Genomic DNA, 18,381 nt, shown 5'->3' with positions numbered 1-18,381 from the left:
CGCCCCGGAATGACGATACCGGACGAGCGCCTCCATGAGCCGGCTTTATGGAATCGCTGGTCTAGGCGGTGTGGACTCTAGGGATTCCCTTTTGAGGCCAAATCAGATTCAAGGCTTCTTTTGGGAGGCGGCCTTGGGTGTGATGGATCGTTTGGTGTTGAGCGACGCGGCTTGGGAGCGCATGGCGCCGCTCATCATTGGCCGGCCCGACCAGAAAGGTTCGACCGGACGCGACAACCGGATGTTCGTGGAAGGGGTGCTCTGGATCGTTCGCACGGGCTCTCCCTGGCGTGATCTTCCGGAGGCGTTTGGGGATTGGAACAGCGTGTTCCGGCGCTTCAGTCGATGGAGCACCAAGGGTGTCTGGTTGCGGATCTTCGAGGCGATGTCCGATGATCCGGACTTCGAATATTTGATCGTCGATTCCACCATCGTCCGGGCGCATCAGCACGCCGCCGGGGCAAAAAAAGGGGGTCTGAAGATCAAGCGATCGGGCGCTCGCGCGGCGGCTTGAGCACCAAGATACATATGGCCGTTCGAGGTTTGGGATGTCCCGTGCGGTTCACCCTCACCGCAGGCCAGAAGGGCGATGCCCCGCAAGCCGCCACGTTGATCGAGGGATTGCCCGCCGAGGTCGTCATGGCCGATGCAGCCTATGACGCCGATCATTTGCGCCAGGCCATCGCAGCCAAAGGCGCGATCGCCGTAATCCCCAACAACCCCTCGCGAGCCCTCAAACATCCGCTCGACAAGCATCTCTATGCCCAGCGCCACCTCGTGGAATGCTGCTTCAGCAAGCTCAAGCAGTTCCGTCGCGTCGCAACCCGCTTCGAAAAGACCGCCCGAAATTACCGAGCCATCGTCACGCTCGCTGCAATCGTCCTATGGATGCGATAAGTGTCAACACCACCTAGGTGTTTTGTCCCAAGCTTTGATGGTGCATCCTTATCGCACGATTCGAAGGATGCGCTATGGGACAAGTTTTACACGGCTGCGCCACCACGACGGAGGCGGTCCGTCGAGCAATACAAAATAGTCAAGAGAGCCTGAGAGCGCTCGCCAAGCGCTACGGGATCAACCAGAAGACTGTCGCGAAGTGGAAGCAGCGCGACACCGTCGCTGATCTTCCGACTGGCCCAAAGGAAGCCAAGTCGACTACCCTTTCCATCGAGGAGGAGGCGATCATCGTCGCTTTCCGGCGGCATACGCTACTGCCGCTTGACGATTGCCTCTATGCGCTCCAGCCGACCATCCCGCATCTGACGCGATCATCTCTGCATCGCTGCCTCCAGCGCCACGGCATCAGCCGATTGCCGGAGGTCGAAGGCAGCAAGCCTTCGAAGAAAAAGTTCAAGGCTTATCCGATCGGCTATTTCCACATCGACATCGCTGAGCTCCAGACCGCTGAAGGCAAGCTCTACCTCTACGTCGCGATCGATCGCACCAGTAAATTCGCCTTCGTGCAATTGGTCAGCAAGACGGGAAGGACCTCCGCCGCGGCCTTCCTCAAAGCTCTAATCGCGGCTGTCCCCTACAAGATCCACACGGTTCTCACCGACAATGGGATCCAGTTCACCTTCCCGCCGCGCTACGCAGACGGCCCGACGGCAAGATACGTGACGCATATGTTTGATATGCGCTGCCAAGAGAATGGCATCGAGCATCGGCTGACTAAGATCAAGCATCCCTGAACCAATGGCCAGGTCGAGCGCATGAACCGCACGATCAAGGAAGCGACCGTCCAACGCTGCCATTACGATCGACACGATCAGCTCGAAGCTCACCTTGCCGACTTCATCAACGCCTACAACTACGCTCGGCGGTTGAAGACCCTGAAGGGCCTCACACCTTACGAATACATCTGCAAATGCTGGACTTCCCAGCCAGAGCGATTCAAACTCAACCCGCTCCAGAAAATGCCGGGACTAAACACCTAGTAGGCGTAGGACGTCTTGCCCGGCTGCACGGTCAGCCGAAAGGCGACATCGGTCGAGCCGTCCATCAGCTCGATGATGTTGTCGCACACCAGGCATCGAAACTCACCCGCGACGCCACCCTTCGACGTCAATTCGATCCGGCGATAGCCGGCCTGGCAATGGGGGCACGTCACGTCGGACTTTCGCATCGAATCAGCAAACCGTTGCTCTCTCCGGTTTCCCACACGCCCGTGATCGGAAATGTGACGGCCGTCTAACCTGGCGTGCTGGTCGACCAGAGCACCGGGAATTTGTGCCGTGCTTTCAGCGCGAAAAGTTCCCGACGATGGCCGGAACGCCGCCGCGCCCAGGCTCGGCAACACGGCCACGGACCAAAAAACGAGCGAGCGCTCTCTCAGAAAATTTCATTATCCCCCTTTTCCGGGCGCCGTTTCGTGGGCTAGGAATTACGCAAGGGCGTAAAGCCCAGCCCGGACCAGCAACAAAATGAAATGGTCCGGGAGCATAGCCAGGGAGGCAACGTGGGTCTCGCGCGTCAGCGACCGGGGACGGCGAATGCGTTCGCGATGGACGTGCTTTGCGCACGCATCCTCGAACGTCATCGGGATTCCATCCGGGTCCAGAAAACCCATCTCGCCGTTCCGAATCTCACGCGCATCATCGGCGCCACGCTCACGCTTTCCAACAAGCACGGCTTTCACGCCACCACGCTGCGCCAGCTTGCGGAGGCCTCGGGCCTCAGCATGGGCGGCCTTTATACGTATTTCGATAGCAAGCCGACGCTGCTGTCGATGATCCTCGGCGAGGTCGCCGAGACGGTGGCGGAGGTCCTCAACTCGCCGCCCGCGGACGTGAAGCAGGATGCGCGCAAGCATCTGCACTGGATCATCGCGACCCATGTCCGGATGAGCGAGGCGATGCAGCCCTGGTTCGTGTTCTGCTTCATGGAAGCGAAGTCGTTTCCGCCGGCGGAGCGCCAGCGCGCCATCGAGATGGAGGTGATGACCGAGAAGATCATCGCCGGCGTCCTCAAGCAGGGCGTCGCCAGCGGCGTCTTCGCGATCGACCAGGTCACGCTGACGGCCTCGCTGATCAAGCCGCTGCTGCAGGACTGGTACGTCAAGCGATGGAAATACCGCAGACGCGGCACCTCGATCGAGACCTACATCAACGCCGTCAACACGTTTGCGGACGCCGCGGTCGCAGCCAGGACGCGGCCCGGCCGCGTCGCGACCGGCTCCCGCACGAGATCCCGGCAGACGGCGCACCTATAGACGCAAGGAAGGACGAGGCAATGAAGCGATTGCGGTTCAATCAACAGGAGATCGTCTTCGCCGTCTTTGCCGTGCTGTTCCTGGCGTTCTCGATTTTCCTGCGCGGCTTCCTGACGCCGGAGAACATGCTGACGCTGCTGCAGAACGTCGCGGTGCTCGGCATCCTCGGCCTTGCGATGGCGATCGTCGTGATCGGGCGCGGCATCGACATCTCGCTGATCGCAGCCCTCGCGGTGCCGCCGGGGCTCGTGCTGCAGATGGTGCAGAACGGCCACTCGCTGCCGGCCGCGCTGGTGACGGCGGTGCTGCTCACGATCGCGTTCGGCCTGGTCAATGGCTGGCTGATCGCCTACGCCGAGGTCCCTTCGCTGTTTGCGACGCTGGCGACCGGCCTGCTGCTCGCCGGCCTCGGGCAGGCCGCGCTGTTTCAGCTCGACGTCGTGCAGTGGAGCGACGGCATGAAGGGCTTCGAGCGGCTCGGACAAGGCACCATCCTCGGCATTCCGACCTCGATCGTGATGTTCGCGATCGCCTGCGTCGTGGTCGCGTTCCTGCTGCGCCAGACGCGCTGGGGCGCCTATATCTACGCGATCGGCGATAACCCCTACGCCGCCCGCGTCACCGGCATCCCCTCCCGCCCGATCATCGTGCTGCAATACGTCGTCGCGGCGCTGATCGGCTGCTTCGCGGGCCTGGTGATGGCGGCATCGGTCAACTCGATGCCGACCCGCATCTTCAATTCGACCCTGATCTACGACGTCATCCTCGTCGTCGTGCTCGGCGGCATCGGCCTGTCGGGCGGCCGCGGCGGCGTGCTCAACGTCATCATCGGCACGCTGCTGATCGGCACCATGCTGAACGGCATGACCATCATGGACATTTCCTACGCCGGACAGAATCTCGTCAAGGGTGTCGTCCTGCTTCTCGCCGTCATCACGGATTCATTCCTGAATCCGCGCAACGAAGAAACGGCACAGCAGGGCGACATCTGAACCAAGCCACAAGAACATTTCAATCACGACCAAGGAGGAAGCAATGAAATACGCTGTCAGGACTGCAAAGGTGATCGCCGCAGCGCTCGGGCTTGCAGCCGTCGCCGCCCCGGCTCTGGCCCAGCAGGGCCTGGACGAGCCGTTCCAGAAGCCGTTCAGGGAAGCTCTCGCCGGCAAGACGGTGGCCTACGTTCCGGTCGCTATGAATTTCGACCTCACCGAAGGCTGGTACGCCGGCATGAAGAAGGAGCTCGAGCCCTTCGGCGTGAAGTTCGAGATCCGCGACCCCAACTGGAACACCAATGCCGGCGCGCAGGCGGTGACCTCGCTGATCTCGGAGAAGCCGGCCGTGATGGTGATCCACAATCCGGACGTGCAGACCTACGCCAAGTTGCTGCAGCGCGCCGAGAACGAAGGCATCTACGTGATCCAGATCAACATGGGGTCGGCGTATCGCTCGTCGGCCTTTGTCGGCGCCAACTGGATTGAGATCGGCGAGCGGGATACCGAGGCGGTTGTGAAGGCCTGCCAGGGCAAGTCGAACAAGATCGCCATCGTGCAGGGCGCGCTCTCGGCGGCCGCCAGCGCCTACACGCTCAAGGGCGTCGAGAACGTGCTCGCCAAGCATCCGGAGATCAAGGTGGTCTCGAGCCAGGCGGCCGACTGGGATGCCGCGAAGGCCAAGGCGATCACCCAGACCGTGCTGAAGCAGAATCCTGATCTCTGCGGCATCGTCGGCTTCTGGGACGGCATGGACATCGGCACCGCCGCTGCGGTGAAGGAAGCCGGCCTGACCGGCAAGGTGTTCGTCGCGACCTCCGGCGGCGGCGAGCGCAAGGGCGCCTGCGAGCTGGTGAAGTCCGGCGCGTTCGATCTCAACATGAGCTACGACGTGCCGACCCAGGCCGCGCAGATGGCCGGCACGATCAAATGGCTGCTGTCGTCGGGCGCCAAGGCCGGCTCGGTCAAGGGTTCGGAATACACGACGCTGATTCCGATCACCAAGGAGAACGCGGACAGCCAGACCGCGTGCTGGAATCTGAGTGACCTGAAGAAATAGTCCGGCCATTCCCGCTCGACGTCCCGGGCGGCCTCGCCCGGGACGTCGATCTCCCCAAATCGAACGCCTTGCTGGAATGCCGATGCGCGACACCCTGACGAGCCTGCGTTACCGCTACTGGCCGGATCATCTCCTCGGCGAGATCCTGTCCAAGCGTTGGACCGAGACCGCAATACCGGTGATCCTGCTTTTGATCGTCGGCTTCGCGCTCAGCCGTTCCATCGATCACTTCCTGTCGCCGTCGAGCCTTGCCGACACCGCGCGGCAGGCCGGCGAGATCGGCTTCATCGGCCTCGGCATGGCGCTGGTCGTCATCGTCGGCGGCATCGATCTGTCGGTCGGCTCGATCTTCGCGCTGACGGATTTCTGCGCGCTCTATCTGCTCGACGTGCTGAACTGGCCGGTTCCCGCGGTGGTGGTCGCCACCCTCATCTGCGGCGCACTGCTCGGCGCCGTCAACGGCGTGCTGATCGGCTACTTAAGGCTGCGCGCCTTCATCACCACGCTGATCACCCTGATCATCTACCGCTCGGCGTTCGATCTGTTGATCCAGCGCTACTCCAATTCGATCGCCGCGGCCTTCCCCGACATCCCGTCCTGGAATTTCATCGGCGGCGGCGACGTGTTCGGCATTCCGAGCGTCGCAATCGTCTACATCGCGATCGCGATCTTCGGCCATATCTTCATGACGCGGCTGCGCCCGGGCTGGCACATCACCGCGATCGGCGGCTCGCGCCGTTCGGCCTACAATTCAGGCATTCCGGTCCGCCGCACCATCGCGCTCTGCTATGTCGCAAGCGGCGTTCTGACCAGCATCGCCGCGCTGTTCTTCGCGGCCCGGCTCGGCACCGTCGGGGGCGACATCGGCGTCGGCCTCGAGGTGATCGTGCTGACCGCGACCGTGCTCGGCGGCATCACGCTCGGCGGCGGCAAGGGCTCGGTCGCCAAATCGCTGGTCGGCGTGCTGATCGTGCTTTTGATCACCAATGGCCTCACCACGCTCAATGCAAGGGGCGGCATCAACCGCATGGCACTGGCGGGCATCCTGCTGGTCGCGGCGATGGTCGACATCCGCTGGCAGAAGAACCGCACCCGCATCATCAGCAAGGTCTATGTCGCGCCGACCTATCACGCGCTGCCGCCGCCGCCGGCCACCGAGATCGGCCAGGGCGGCCCGTTCGAGCAGAACGACAAGCTGCGCGACGTCGAATTGATCGGCCTCGGCCGCATCGAGGCGCCCGAGGACGTGATCCTCGATCGCAACAACAATCTCTACGCCGGCTCGCGCCATGGCGACATCATCCGCTTCCATGCGCCCGATTATCAGCGGATGGAGGTGTTCGCCCATATCGGCGGTCAGCCGCTCGGCATGGCGTTCGACCGTCAGGACAATCTCTATGTCTGCATCGGCGGCATGGGTCTCTACCGCATCACGCCCGACGGCACCGTGGAGAAGGCGACCGACGAGACCAACCGCAGCATGCATTCGGTGAACGACGACAGCCGCCTGCGGCTGGCCGACGACCTCGACATCACCGACGACGGCCTGATCTTCTTCTCGGAAGCCACCGTGCGCTACGAGATGGATGAATGGCCGATCGACGGCCTCGAGGCGCGCGGCAACGGTCGCATCATCTGCTACGACACCAAGACCGGAGCGACGCATACGGCGCTGCGCGGCCTCAAATTTCCCAACGGCATCTGTGTCGCCAGCGACGGGGTGTCGATCCTGTTCGCCGAGACCTTCGGCTGCTCGATCAAGCGGCTGTGGTTCGCGGGGCCGAAGAAGGGCCAGGTCGAGGTGGTGATGGACAATCTGCCGGGCTATCCCGACAACATCAATCTCGCCTCCGACGGCAATTACTGGCTGGCGCTGGTCGGCATGCGCAGTCCCTCGCTCGACCTTGCCTGGAAGATGCCGGGCTTCCGCCGCCGCATGGCCAAGCGCGTCCCGGTCGACGAATGGCTGTTCCCGAACATCAACACCGGTTGCGTGGTCAAGTTCAACGAGCAGGGCAAGATCCTCGAATCGTTCTGGGACCTGCGCGGCGAGAACCATCCGATGATCACCTCGATGCGCGAGCATCGCGGCTATCTCTATCTCGGCGGCATCATGAACAACCGGATCGGCCGCTACAAGCTGGAGAACGCCGACCCGAACTTCGTGCAGTATGACAAGCGCTGGGGGAAGCTGTCGTGATCGCGGCCGTCAGGGATTTCGCCAACCGCTTTCTCGGCCGTGGTGAGGCCACCATCACCGTGCCGTCGTTCGACGGCGCACTCAAGCCGAACCAGAAACTGGAATCTGCGACCACCCTGCTGGAATGCGAGGCGCCCGAGGATCTCGCAACCGACGGCCGCAACCTCTATGTCGCCGACGGCCGGCGTCTGCTGCGCCTCGACGGCGGCGCAGCGGCCGAGCTGCGCAGCTTCGAGCAGCCAATCTCGGCGCTCTGCGCGCTCGCCGGCGGCGGCATCGCGGTCGCGCTCGGCGGCCGCGAGGTGCGGCTCTACGCCGATCCCTCGTCGGGCGAGCCGAGCGTGACGTTCAGCGACGCCGTCTTCAACGCGATCAACGCGCTGACGCAGGCCGGCGATGGCACCCTGATCGCAACCGACGGCTCCGCGACCTGCGGCATCGATGATTGGGCGCGCGACCTGATGGAGCTCAACCGGAACGGCCGCGTGTTCCGGCTCGACCCCGGGACCGGGTCGGTGCAGCCGCTGGCGTCAAAGCTCGGCTACGCCTTCGGCGCCTGCGCGCGCGGCGACGGCGTGCTGGTCAGCGAGAGCTGGCGGCATCGCCTCGTCCTCGTCTCCAATGGACGGCCGCCGCAGGTCGTGCTCGGTCACCTCCCCGTCTATCCGTCGCGGCTGTCGAAGGCCGCGGGCGGCGGCTATTGGCTCACCGCATTCACCGCACGCACCCAGCTGATCGAGTTCGTGCTGCGCGAGCCGGCCTACCGGCGCCGCATGATGGCCGAGATCGACCCGGCCTATTGGGTGGCGCCGCGGCTGCGCTCGGGATTCTCGTTCAAGGAGCCAATGCAGGGCGCGCACATCAAGACGATGGGCGTGATCAAGCCGTGGGCCCCGCCGCGCTCCTATGGCCTCGTCGTTCGGCTGAGCGAGGCCGGCAAGCCGCTGTATTCGCTGCACAGCCGGGTCGACGGCGTCAATCACGGTGTCGTCGCGGCGCTCGAGCTCGGCGGTGATCTTGTGCTGATCGCCAAGGGACCGGGCCGCGTGCTGAAACTGCCCCTCGCCGGGCTCGCCGAGGAGACAGGCTCATGAGCGACACCGTGCTTTCCCTGCGCAAGGCCACCAAGCTTTACGCGGGCGTCCCCGCCATCGAGGGCGTCGACTTCGATCTGCGCCGCGGCGAGATCCATGCGCTGCTCGGCGAGAATGGCGCCGGCAAGTCCACGCTGATCAAGGTGATCACCGGCGTCGTGACCTTGACCTCGGGCGGCATGAGCGTCGATGGCGCGGAGGTCGCACCGCGCACGCCGCTCGAGGCGCGCAATCTCGGCATCGCCATGGTGTTCCAGGAGAACAGCCTGGTGCCGACCATGACGGTCGCGCAAAACCTGTTCCTCGGGCAGGAGAAATTCTACAACCGGCTGCGCGGCATCTACATCGCCGCCCAGCAATTCCTGCAATCGCTGAATTTCGACGTGACGCCGACCGCGACCGTGAGCGGGCTCGGCGCGGCCAAGAAGCAGATGGTGGAGATCGCGCGTGCGGTTCTGCACAAGGCCAAGGTCATCATCTTCGACGAGCCGACCGCGTCGCTGACGCCGGAAGAGAAGAAATACTTCTTCGACCTGGTCCGTGACCTCAAGAAGCGCGGCGTCTCGATCGTCTTCATCTCGCACGCGCTGGAAGAGGCGCTGCTGCTCGCCGACCGCATCACCGTGTTGCGCGACGGCAAGCATGTCATCACCGACGACGCGGCGAAATTCGACCGCGCGGCGATCGTACAGGCGATGGTCGGACGCGACCTCTCCAACACGCTGTATGGCGCGCGGAAGACCAGCGTCCGGCCGGCCGGTGCGCGCGTGCTCACGGTGCAGAACCTCAAAATGGCGCCGATGGTGAAGAACAATTCGCTGTCGGTATTTGCAGGGCAGATCACCGGCGTGTTCGGCCTGGTCGGCGCCGGCCGCACCGAGACCTTCAAGATCGTATCCGGCGTGTTGAAGCGCGACTTCTTCCACGGCGGCGAGATCCTGCTGCACGACAAGCCGGTGCGCTACCGGGTTCCGGCCCCGGCGGTCAAGGCCGGCATCGCCTATGTGACCGAGGATCGCAAGGTCGAAGGCTTCTTCGAAACCGCCTCGATCGCCCGCAACATCTATCTCGGCCTGCTTTCGAAGTTTCCCGGGGGGCGCATGATGCTGTCGCGGCGCGAGACCAATTCGGTCGGCAAGACCTGGACCCAGCGTTTGAAGGTTCGCGCCATCGGCGACGAGGCCAAGGTGGTCGAGCTGTCAGGCGGAAACCAGCAGAAGGTGGTGATCGCCAAATCGCTGGTGCAGGAGCCCGAGCTGATCATCTTCGACGAACCGACCCGCGGCGTCGACGTCGGCGCCATCGTCGAGATCCACGAGCTGATCAACCAGCTCGCCGACGAGGGCAAGGCGGTGGTGGTGATCTCGTCCTATCTGCCCGAGATCATGGCGCTGTCCGACCGCATCCTGGTCTCGCGCCAGGGCAAGGTGGTGGAGGAATTCTCCGCGCTCGAGGCCACCGAGGAGAAGATCATGTACGCGGCGATTTATTGATGCCGCAACGGGCTTGCGTCACGGCGGGCTCGCCGCGCCATACCGCAGCAGAGCGCGCCCGGACATGATCATCGGGCATCGCCCAGGCAGGTGCGGGAAGCCGCCTGCCGCGATCCTAGTCGCGTGCTACTTCGGTCCGACGGTTCCGGTCACCTTCAGCCTCGCCGACCTCACCCAACCCGAGACGTTGTTGCCCGTCCCCGGATTGAGGTACATCACCGACGACCAGCCATCCCTGGTTTGCGCATACGCGATCAGTGCATCATTTGGAATGACGAACACGCCGCGGATCGGACAATGCAGATTCGGCGCCGAGTAGAATTGCAGCCGACCCGTGCCCGTCACCACATTGGCCAGCGGCGGCGACAGCATCGGGACGCGGCTGGTGCCGGTGTGCGGCTCCTTGCAGTTCGACGGCGTCTGCGCGTGCACGGTCGCGCCCGGAGCCCCCAGGATCAGGGCACAGCAGACTATGCAGGTGACGACAAACCTGTCCGACATCACTGATCCTCCTGACCGCTGGAGGCGATCATCTATCATTCCGGGGTGTTTGTCGCCGGACGGAGCGGGCAGGTTCCGCGAGACACGACGAAAGTTTGCGTACCGGAAAAGCCGGCGTCGCGATGCATGGTCCGCGCCGCGACATTCATTTCATCGTGCTTGCGGGAAGAATGCGCCGGGCAGCACAAGCACCTCGCCGGTTGCGGCAACCGGCGAGGGGATTGATTCAGTTCATGCCCGCGATGATGACGAGATTGTTCAGGACAGGCGTCGAGCAGAACGCGACGACGAGAGCGATGTTGTAAACGTTGTTGCTCCGCCAAAGCAGCCACGTGACCACGAACGTCAAGCCAAGCTTGGGCACCAGCCACCATACACCGAACCATGTCTGCGCCAGATGCATGAACGGGTTCAACTCACCCAATCCGAGACTCAGGATCACATTCGTCGACTCAAGGTCGGCGTAACCCAGCAGCAGCGCGAGGAGCACCAAAAGACCCTTAACCCAATTCATTCCGAGACTCCCGATGCCAGTAATGCCGAAGATGCCGGATTGGCCAGATCACACTATTGATGATGTCCACGCGCTCGGCAGGCACGAGGCCCGTTGCAGGATATTCGTCCGGCTTCGGTATCCAGGCCGTGCCGAACAGAATGTCGAGAAACGGAAAGCAGGCTGCGAAGTTTTTGTCCCTGTGCTCGGGAAGGACCGAATGATGGATCCGGTGCCATTGCGGATTGTTGATCCATGTCACATACCGACCGAGCGGAATGCGGACGTTGAGATGGGCACACGCATCGGGCATGAAGAAGATAAATCCCACCGCTATCACCATGTCCGGCGGGATGCGGAACAGGATCGCCATGATCGGAAGAAAGGCGTCGGACAACACCCTCTCCAGCCAGAAATGCCGGCCGCCGGTAATGAACGTCACGCCGTTCGCGCTGTGATGGAAGGAGTGCATCGCCCATAGAAAGGGGATCGCATGTTGAAGGCGATGGTATGTGTACTTGTAGAGATCGAATGCAACCACGATGATTGCGAGTGAGACGTACCACCAGTAACCGTCGGTCGGCAGCTTGATCCAACCGAGACCGGTATAGCTCGCAATCTTGCCCGCGCTGATCGCCGCGATCGGAGCGAGCATGGACGACAGCCCGAGGCTCACGATCACCGCGAGCCAATCATCACGAAACTCGGCGTAGGGAACGTCCGCAATCGGCCATCTTTTTTCCAGGATGCGACTGGTGTAGACGATGCCCAGAAACACGGCCGCATAAAATACGGCGTTTGCGATGTCACTCTGCATGAGGGATGACTCGCCGGTTCAAAAGGACGAACAATAAGAATAAAAACATTTCCGTGCCTATAAGCTAAAAAAGCTTATTTTTTCTCAACGCTCCGGCGGGGGCAAGCAGGGTTTTTACGGGGCGCCCCTCGCCTTCGGCCCGATTCTGACCCGCGCGGGCGCATTTTTCCCGGCCGGTCTCCGATCCGGTGCGGCGACAGCCAGCTGAAGCGACCCCCGCGCCGGCCTGCAGGACATCGTGCGCACCGTGAAGGCGCGTGGTGCATCCCTGAGGGGCTATACAGAGCAGCCCATCGACACCAGCACAGCAGCAGGCAAGTGCTTCCTGGACATGCTCGGTGTGTTCACCGAGTTCGAGACCAACCTCCGCAGCGAGCGGCAGCTTGAGAGTGTAGCGGAGGCCAAGGCACGCGAGGTCTACCAGGGACGCACAGCGTCCATCGACACCACCAAAGTGAAGGCGCTCAAAGCTGAAGGCATGGGAGCGTCCGCTATCGCGAAGGCGCTCAGGATTGGCCGCGTCGGTTTGCCGGGCTCTTGAGGACTGAGGAGGGACGCCAATGACACGGCGCCCTCCAACTGCGACCACGGACTGTGTGAGTGCAGTGGAAGGCAATCGATCCAGAAGTGCCTGGGAATATTCTACTGAAGACGAGCACGCATCAGCTGCCCGAACCAATGGGAACTTGCGCGAATGGCGCGCCCGGAACGATTCGAACGTCCGACCCTCAGATTCGTAGTCTGATGCTCTATCCAGCTGAGCTACGGGCGCATCTTCGCGGGTGGGCTTGAGCCCGCATGGTCCCGGGAGCCCCGGAACGTCGCGAAAGAGCGCTCTAGCTACAGGCTCCGGGTCCGGTTGGCAAGGTCTGGAAACGCCAATTTCGGCCGCGGCTTTAGCCGCCCCGGAATACCGGAACGGCCTCAGGCCCTCGCCCGCTCGCTGCGAATCGAGAGCAGTTCCACGGGGCGATCGGGGATGACGATCCGGAAGGTGGCGCCGATGGTACCCTCGACCAGGTGGATGTCGCCGCCATGGGCGCGGACCAGCTCGGCTGCGATGGCGAGGCCAAGGCCGCTGCCGCCGGGGCGGCCGGAGGTCTGGAAGGCCTCGAACAGGTGCTCCCGGGTCTTCTGGGGGACGCCGGGGCCGGTGTCGGAGACCTCGATGATCGCGACGGTCCCCTCGCGGCGGCCGGTGATGCGGATCTGCTGCGCGCCGCCGTCGCCTGCGGGCCGGCTCTCCAGCGCCTGCGCCGCGTTGCGCACCAGATTGAGCAGCACGCGGAACAGCTGGTCCGGGTCGGCGTCGATGGTCAGGCCGCGCTCGATCGCGCTGATCCAGGTGATCGAGACATCGGTCGCAAGCCCCGCCGACTCCCGCACCTCGGCAACCGCGGGCTCCACCATGATCATGCGGCGGTCGGGCGCGGCCTCCTGGGCGCGGCCGTAAGACAATGTCGACTGGCAGAAGGCGATCGCGCGCTCGAGCGAGCGCACGAGCTTGGGCGCAAAGCGCTGCACCCGCGGATCCGGCACGCTGGCGAGCTGGTCCGACAGGAGCTGCGCCGAGGCGAGCAGATTACGCAGGTCGTGATTGATCTTGGAGACGGCGAGGCCGAGGGCGGCGAGCCGGCTCTTCTGATGCAGCATCGACATCAGATCGCGCTGCATGTCCGACAATTCCCGCTCCGCCACCCCGATCTCATCGCTGCGCTGGCTCGGCACGATGATCCCGGCCGAACTCTCGGGGTTCTCGTGGAAGCCGACCAGGCTCGCCGTCAGCCGCCGCATCGGCCGCACGAAGAGATAATGGAGCGCGAGATAGACGAGGCCCGCAGTCAGGCCGGCGATCAGCAATGCAACGACCAAAACGTTGCGCGAGAAGCGGTACATCGCCTGCCGCAGCGGCTTCTCGTCGATCACGACCTCGATGAATTGCGCCTGGCCCGGCGCGGGTCCGACCACGCGGATGGTCTGGTCGCCGTGCTCCAGCATGATCTCGAAGGCATCGACGATCGCCGACCACACCGTCATGGTCCGCATGTCGACGTCATGGTCGATCGCCGCCGGAAGGTCGGCGCTGGCGAGCAGCCGGCGCTGCTGTCCCAATTTGATGGCGACAGCACGGGCGCCGATGCTGGTCAGGATCTGCCGCGACAGCGAATCGGGAACCATGCCGAGCGGCGCGGCATCCAGCACCAGCGCCGCCGTATTGGCCGCCGCAACGCGGTCGTTCAGCCGGTTGACCCAGAAGTTGGCGATGGCCGGCACGTAGAGCAGCACCGCGGCGATCATCACCAGGGGAATGGTCAGCAGCAGCAGCTTGCCAGACAGCCCCAGCCGGGGGGACGGCTTGGGCCGCTGCTTCTGCGCGGTCGCCTGATCGTCAGTTAGAGCCACAAGATAAGGCCTTGTTTGGCTTAGGGGTCGGAAGATGGGGCCCGGCCCCCAAGCCGGTCAAATTACGGATCGCTAATGTAGGCGGTTCCCCGAACGCCCCAAAGCGTCTCCATACCGTCAAATACCCCGCGAAATCTGATATATTCGCCCCAATTACGACGTTTCGAAGAAGCCTTTTTGCGACGGCCTGTGACATTGACGAAAACAGGGCGCTCCCTTATAAGCCGCGCCAACTGTCCGCGATGGCCCGGTTCTTGACCCGGGGGCGGCTCTTTGGGGCCGTCAACGGCTCGTTTGGGCCCGCCAGCATCATCGGACTCCATCTCAATACAACGGCAAATTGCCCGGTCAGCGGAGAAAAACCCGTGAAGCGGACTTATCAACCCAGCAAACTGGTGCGCAAGCGCCGTCACGGCTTCCGCGCCCGCCTCGCCACTGCCGGCGGTCGCAAGGTCCTCGCCGCCCGCCGTGCCCGCGGCCGCAAGCGTCTGAGCGCCTGAGCCGGACCCCCTTTTGGGATTTCATCATGGATCGGCTGAGGCAGCGGGCGGATTTCCTCGCCGTTGCCAATGGCGCGCGGGTGAATACCACAGCTTTTGTGCTGCAGGGCCGCCGCCGCGACGATCAGGGCCCGATCCGCGTCGGCTATACCGTCACCAAGAAGAACGGCACCGCGACCGAGCGCAACCGCATCCGCCGCCGGCTTCGCGAAGTGATGAGACAGGTCGACGCCGTATTCATGCGGCCGCACCATGATTATGTGCTAGTGGGCCGTCGTGACGCGCTGACCCGCGACTTTGCGACCATGCTTGACGACCTGCGGTCGGCGCTGCGCCGCCTCGACCGGCCTGCGCCCAAGACGGGCACTAACAAGACGGGTACTAACAAGGCGGGTAACAAGAGCGCGCCCAATCCGAATGGAATGACGAGACCCTAAGAGATGACCGATAATCGCAATACCATCCTCGCCGTCATTCTGTCCGGCCTCGTGCTGATCGCCTGGCAGTATTTCTACAACGTGCCGCAGATGGAGAAGCAGCGCGAGGCGCAGCGCCAGGCGGAGTTGCAGAAGCCGGCGCCGCAGGCGACTCCGGGTGCTGCTCCCGGCACCGCTCCGGGAACCTCGGCGACCCCCTCTCCGGCCCCCGGCGCGCCTGCTGCTGACGCTCCGGTCGCGAGCCGCGAGACGGTGCTTGCCTCCGGCCCGCGCATCAAGATCGAGACCCCGCGCGTCACCGGCAGCATCGCGCTGAAGGGCGCCCGGATCGACGACCTCTCGCTGGTCCAGTTCCGCGAGACGGTCGATCCCAAATCGCCGGCCGTCGTGCTGCTTTCGCCGTCGGGCACGGCCGAGCCTTATTATGCCGAGTTCCTGTGGCTGACCGCCAACGGCTCATCGGTAAAGACGCCGAACGCCGAAACCGTCTGGCAGCAGGAGGGATCGAACAGCCTGTCGCCGAGCACCCCGGTGATTCTGAAATACGAGAACGGCCAGGGCCTGACCTTCCGCCGCACCATCTCGATCGACGATCGCTACCTGTTCTCCGTCAAGGACGAGGTCAACAATCTCGGCAGCGCGCCGGTGACGCTGTATCCGTTCGGTCTGATCTCGCGCGGCGGCAAGCCGCCGGTCTCCGGCTACGCGATTCTGCACGAAGGCCCGATCGGCTATCTCGGCGAACACGGCCTGCAGGAATTCAGCTACAAGAACATCGACGAGGCCAAGACCTCGACCGGCGGAAATTCGCGCGGCATCGTGTTCACGAAGGTCACCGACGGCTGGCTCGGCATCACGGACAAATACTGGGCTGCGGCGTTGCTGCCCGAAACCACCGCAACGCTTGAAAGCGCCCGCTTCACGACCGGCGACAAGCGCTACCAGACCGACTACATGCTCGGCGCGCAGACCATTCCGATCGGCGGCACCGGCGTCGCCAACGCGCGGCTGTTTGCCGGCGCGAAGGAAGCCGCCACGGTCGGCCTCAACTTCCCGCTGGTCGGCCTCGGCGGCTACAACAAGGAGCTCGGCCTCAACCATTTCGATCTGCTGATCGACTGGGGCTGGTTCTACTTCCTCACCAAGCCGATGTTCCTCGGCCTCGACTTCTTCTTCCGCTTCTTCGGCAATTTCGGCATCTCGATCCTGCTCGTCACCGTGATCGTGAAGCTGCTGTTCTTCCCGCTGGCGAACAAATCCTACGCCTCGATGGCGAAGATGAAGTCGATCCAGCCGCAGCTTCTGGCGCTGAAGGAGCGCTATCCCGACGACAAGGTGAAGCAGCAGCAGGAGATGATGGAGATCTACCGCAAGGAGAAGATCAATCCGGTCGCCGGCTGTCTTCCCGTGCTGATCCAGATCCCGGTGTTCTTCTCGCTCTACAAGGTGCTGTTCGTCACCATCGAGATGCGGCACGCGCCGTTCTACGGCTGGATCAAGGACCTCTCGGCGCCGGATCCGACCAATTTGTTCAACCTGTTCGGGCTGCTCCCGTTCGATCCGATCGCGCTGCTCGGACCGCATTTCGGCTCCTATCTGGTGATCGGCATCTGGCCGATCATCATGGGCATCACGATGTGGTTCCAGATGAAGCTGAACCCGACGCCGCCGGATCCGACGCAGCAGCTCATCTTCAACTGGATGCCGCTGATCTTCACCTTCATGCTGGCGGGCTTCCCGGCGGGCCTCGTGATCTACTGGGCCTGGAACAATCTGCTCTCGGTGATCCAGCAGAGCTACATCATGCGCCGCAACGGCGTGAAGGTGGAGCTGTTCGACAATCTCAAGGCGACGTTTCAAAAAAAAAACGTGACGACTGAGACCAAGAAGGCGACGTAGCCTCCAGCAACGGCGCTTCGTCAACCACGTCATGCCCGGCCCTGTGCCGGGCATCGACATATTGGAGGGCGCCCAGAACCGAGGCTCTGGACGTTGACCTGGATGGCCGGGTCGTCCTACGCCAAGGACCCGCCTTGGGCCTTTGCCTGGCCGCGACGAGATGGAATCCTTCGCATGAGCACCGAACCCGATGCGGCGCTGATTGAGCAAGGGCGAAAGCTGTTTGCCCGCGACTGGCAGTTCATCTGGGCCTCGCCCTCGATCGCCACGCTGCCGCCGATGGCGGGGCTGGAGATCGCCTTTGCCGGCCGCTCCAATGTCGGCAAGTCCAGCCTGATCAACGCGCTGACGGGGCGCAACGGCCTGGCGCGCACCTCGCATACGCCGGGCCGCACCCAGGAGCTGATCTTCTTCGAGGTGCCCGGGAAAAGCGACCTGCGCCTCGTCGACATGCCCGGCTACGGCTATGCCAAGGCGCCGAAGAGCCAGGTCGCGTCCTGGACCGAGCTGATCCACAAATTCCTGCTGGGACGCGCCTCGCTGGCGCGCGTCTACGTGCTGGTCGACGCGCGGCACGGCCTCAAGGACGTCGATCTTGACGTGCTTGGGACGCTCGACCGTTCCGCCGTCAGCTACCAGATCGTGCTGACCAAGACCGACCAGGTGAAGGCCGGCGAACTCAAGACCGTCATCGCCGACACGTCGGCAATGCTCGCAAAGCATCCCGCCGCCTTCCCCGAGGTGCTGGTGACCTCGTCGCGCACCGGCGGCGGCATGCCGGAGCTGCGTGCCGCCATGGTGCGCTTGATCGAGGAACGGCGCCGATGAGCGGCGCATCCCGCCTCCTGATCGGCCTTGCCGCCGTCATGGGCGCCTGCGGCGTAATGCTGGCGGCGGCCGCGGCCCATCTGCCTGACGCCACGCGGCTGGCGGCGGCATCCTCGATGCTGCTGTTCCATGCACCCGCCGTAGTCGCGACCATCGCGGTCGCGGATCGCGCGATCATTCATGCGAAGCTCGCAGTCGTGGCGGCGGCCGGCTTCGTCATCGCGGCGTCATTGTTCGCGGGCGACCTCGTGCTGCGCCAGTATGCCGGCCATGGATTGTTTCCGATGGCCGCACCGACCGGCGGAACGCTCTTGATCCTGAGCTGGCTGGTACTGGCGGTCGCTGCGGTGTGGCCACGGCGGTGACCCGTAGCCCGGATGGAGCGCAAGCGAAATCCGGGTATCGTGCTGCGGCTGCAAACCCGGATTGCGCGGAGCCTGTCATCGGGCGCGC

The 18,381-nt window shown here is 63.6% G+C and carries 17 protein-coding genes, 1 tRNA gene and 2 pseudogenes; 14 read left to right on the top strand and 6 right to left on the bottom strand.

Going from position 1 to position 18,381, the window contains the following annotated elements; translation table 11 throughout:
- Positions 1-133 precede the first annotated feature (133 nt).
- Both RX327_RS39200 and RX327_RS03815 read left to right on the top strand, forming a co-directional pair.
- A pseudogene (locus RX327_RS39200) lies at positions 134-897 on the top strand (IS5 family transposase).
- 74 nt (positions 898-971) lie between these two features.
- Positions 972-1,937: pseudogene (locus tag RX327_RS03815) on the top strand (IS481 family transposase).
- Here RX327_RS03815 and RX327_RS03810 read toward each other — a convergent pair.
- Positions 1,934-2,110, bottom strand: a complete 177-nt coding sequence (locus RX327_RS03810) for a hypothetical protein (RefSeq protein WP_311538750.1) — start codon at positions 2,108-2,110, stop codon at positions 1,934-1,936. The pseudogene RX327_RS03815 and the gene RX327_RS03810 overlap by 4 nt on opposite strands.
- Positions 2,111-2,503: 393 nt before the next feature.
- Here RX327_RS03810 and RX327_RS03805 point away from each other — a divergent pair, with 393 nt between their 5' ends.
- From RX327_RS03805 to RX327_RS03780, 6 genes are all read left to right on the top strand, one after another.
- Entirely contained in the window at positions 2,504-3,211 is a 708-nt protein-coding gene (locus RX327_RS03805; RefSeq protein WP_028335917.1) for a TetR/AcrR family transcriptional regulator, read from the top strand.
- A gap of 20 nt (positions 3,212-3,231) precedes the next feature.
- Entirely contained in the window at positions 3,232-4,203 is a 972-nt protein-coding gene (locus RX327_RS03800) for an ABC transporter permease (RefSeq protein ID WP_050385026.1), read from the top strand.
- Between the two features lie 43 nt (positions 4,204-4,246).
- Positions 4,247-5,263 (top strand): sugar ABC transporter substrate-binding protein, encoded by a 1,017-nt coding sequence (locus RX327_RS03795; protein WP_050385027.1) that lies wholly within the window; start codon positions 4,247-4,249, stop codon positions 5,261-5,263.
- 76 nt (positions 5,264-5,339) lie between these two features.
- Positions 5,340-7,463 carry an ABC transporter permease gene (locus RX327_RS03790; RefSeq protein ID WP_050385028.1) on the top strand — a complete coding sequence of 708 codons (2,124 nt, stop codon included), beginning with the start codon at positions 5,340-5,342 and terminating at the stop codon, positions 7,461-7,463.
- A complete protein-coding gene (locus RX327_RS03785) occupies positions 7,460-8,557 on the top strand; it encodes an SMP-30/gluconolactonase/LRE family protein (RefSeq protein ID WP_050385029.1) in 1,098 nt (365 codons plus the stop codon). The genes RX327_RS03790 and RX327_RS03785 overlap by 4 nt, the downstream gene beginning before the upstream one ends.
- A complete protein-coding gene (locus tag RX327_RS03780; RefSeq protein WP_317249519.1) occupies positions 8,554-10,050 on the top strand; it encodes a sugar ABC transporter ATP-binding protein in 1,497 nt (498 codons plus the stop codon). Before RX327_RS03785 ends, RX327_RS03780 begins: the two co-directional genes overlap by 4 nt.
- A 126-nt stretch (positions 10,051-10,176) precedes the next feature.
- On the opposite strand, the gene RX327_RS03775 is transcribed toward RX327_RS03780, so the two are convergent.
- The 3 genes from RX327_RS03775 to RX327_RS03765 form a co-directional block, all read right to left on the bottom strand.
- The gene (locus tag RX327_RS03775; RefSeq protein ID WP_317249518.1) at positions 10,177-10,551 is read right to left on the bottom strand and encodes a hypothetical protein; all 375 of its coding nucleotides are present in this window, start codon (positions 10,549-10,551) and stop codon (positions 10,177-10,179) included.
- A gap of 226 nt (positions 10,552-10,777) precedes the next feature.
- Complete coding sequence (locus tag RX327_RS03770; protein ID WP_244482125.1) at positions 10,778-11,065, bottom strand: DUF5658 family protein; 288 nt, start codon at positions 11,063-11,065, stop codon at positions 10,778-10,780.
- Positions 11,052-11,861 carry a sterol desaturase family protein gene (locus RX327_RS03765; protein ID WP_028335924.1) on the bottom strand — a complete coding sequence of 270 codons (810 nt, stop codon included), beginning with the start codon at positions 11,859-11,861 and terminating at the stop codon, positions 11,052-11,054. Before RX327_RS03765 ends, RX327_RS03770 begins: the two co-directional genes overlap by 14 nt.
- Positions 11,862-12,099: 238 nt before the next feature.
- Here RX327_RS03765 and RX327_RS03760 point away from each other — a divergent pair, with 238 nt between their 5' ends.
- Positions 12,100-12,402: a recombinase family protein gene (locus tag RX327_RS03760; protein WP_410712136.1), complete on the top strand. Its 303-nt coding sequence runs from the start codon at positions 12,100-12,102 to the stop codon at positions 12,400-12,402.
- A 154-nt stretch (positions 12,403-12,556) separates the two neighbouring features.
- Here the strand turns inward: RX327_RS03760 and RX327_RS03755 are convergent.
- Positions 12,557-12,633: transfer RNA gene (locus tag RX327_RS03755), tRNA-Arg, on the bottom strand.
- Positions 12,634-12,785: 152 nt separating this feature from the next.
- Positions 12,786-14,264 (bottom strand): HAMP domain-containing sensor histidine kinase, encoded by a 1,479-nt coding sequence (locus tag RX327_RS03750; protein WP_317249517.1) that lies wholly within the window; start codon positions 14,262-14,264, stop codon positions 12,786-12,788.
- A 365-nt stretch (positions 14,265-14,629) separates the two neighbouring features.
- On the opposite strand from RX327_RS03750, the gene rpmH reads away from it, so the two are divergent.
- The 5 genes from rpmH to RX327_RS03725 all read left to right on the top strand — a co-directional run bounded on the left by rpmH (position 14,630) and on the right by RX327_RS03725 (position 18,293).
- Positions 14,630-14,764, top strand: coding sequence for a 50S ribosomal protein L34 (gene rpmH, locus RX327_RS03745; protein ID WP_008542748.1), 135 nt, complete (start codon positions 14,630-14,632; stop codon positions 14,762-14,764).
- Between the two features lie 26 nt (positions 14,765-14,790).
- Positions 14,791-15,201 (top strand): ribonuclease P protein component, encoded by a 411-nt coding sequence (gene rnpA, locus RX327_RS03740; RefSeq protein WP_317249516.1) that lies wholly within the window; start codon positions 14,791-14,793, stop codon positions 15,199-15,201.
- A gap of 3 nt (positions 15,202-15,204) precedes the next feature.
- Positions 15,205-17,100, top strand: coding sequence for a membrane protein insertase YidC (yidC, locus tag RX327_RS03735; RefSeq protein ID WP_317249515.1), 1,896 nt, complete (start codon positions 15,205-15,207; stop codon positions 17,098-17,100).
- Between the two features lie 174 nt (positions 17,101-17,274).
- Positions 17,275-17,928, top strand: a complete 654-nt coding sequence (gene yihA / locus RX327_RS03730; RefSeq protein ID WP_317249514.1) for a ribosome biogenesis GTP-binding protein YihA/YsxC — start codon at positions 17,275-17,277, stop codon at positions 17,926-17,928.
- Positions 17,925-18,293, top strand: a complete 369-nt coding sequence (locus tag RX327_RS03725) for a DUF423 domain-containing protein (protein WP_050385034.1) — start codon at positions 17,925-17,927, stop codon at positions 18,291-18,293. Before yihA ends, RX327_RS03725 begins: the two co-directional genes overlap by 4 nt.
- Positions 18,294-18,381: the final 88 nt, after the last annotated feature.

It is taken from the genome of Bradyrhizobium sp. BEA-2-5 (genome assembly GCF_032918025.1).
GTDB classification, from domain to species: Bacteria; Pseudomonadota; Alphaproteobacteria; order Rhizobiales; family Xanthobacteraceae; genus Bradyrhizobium; species Bradyrhizobium pachyrhizi.
The sequence above is the reverse complement of the archived record's forward strand: the minus strand, read 5'-3'. Positions and strand labels throughout refer to the sequence as shown.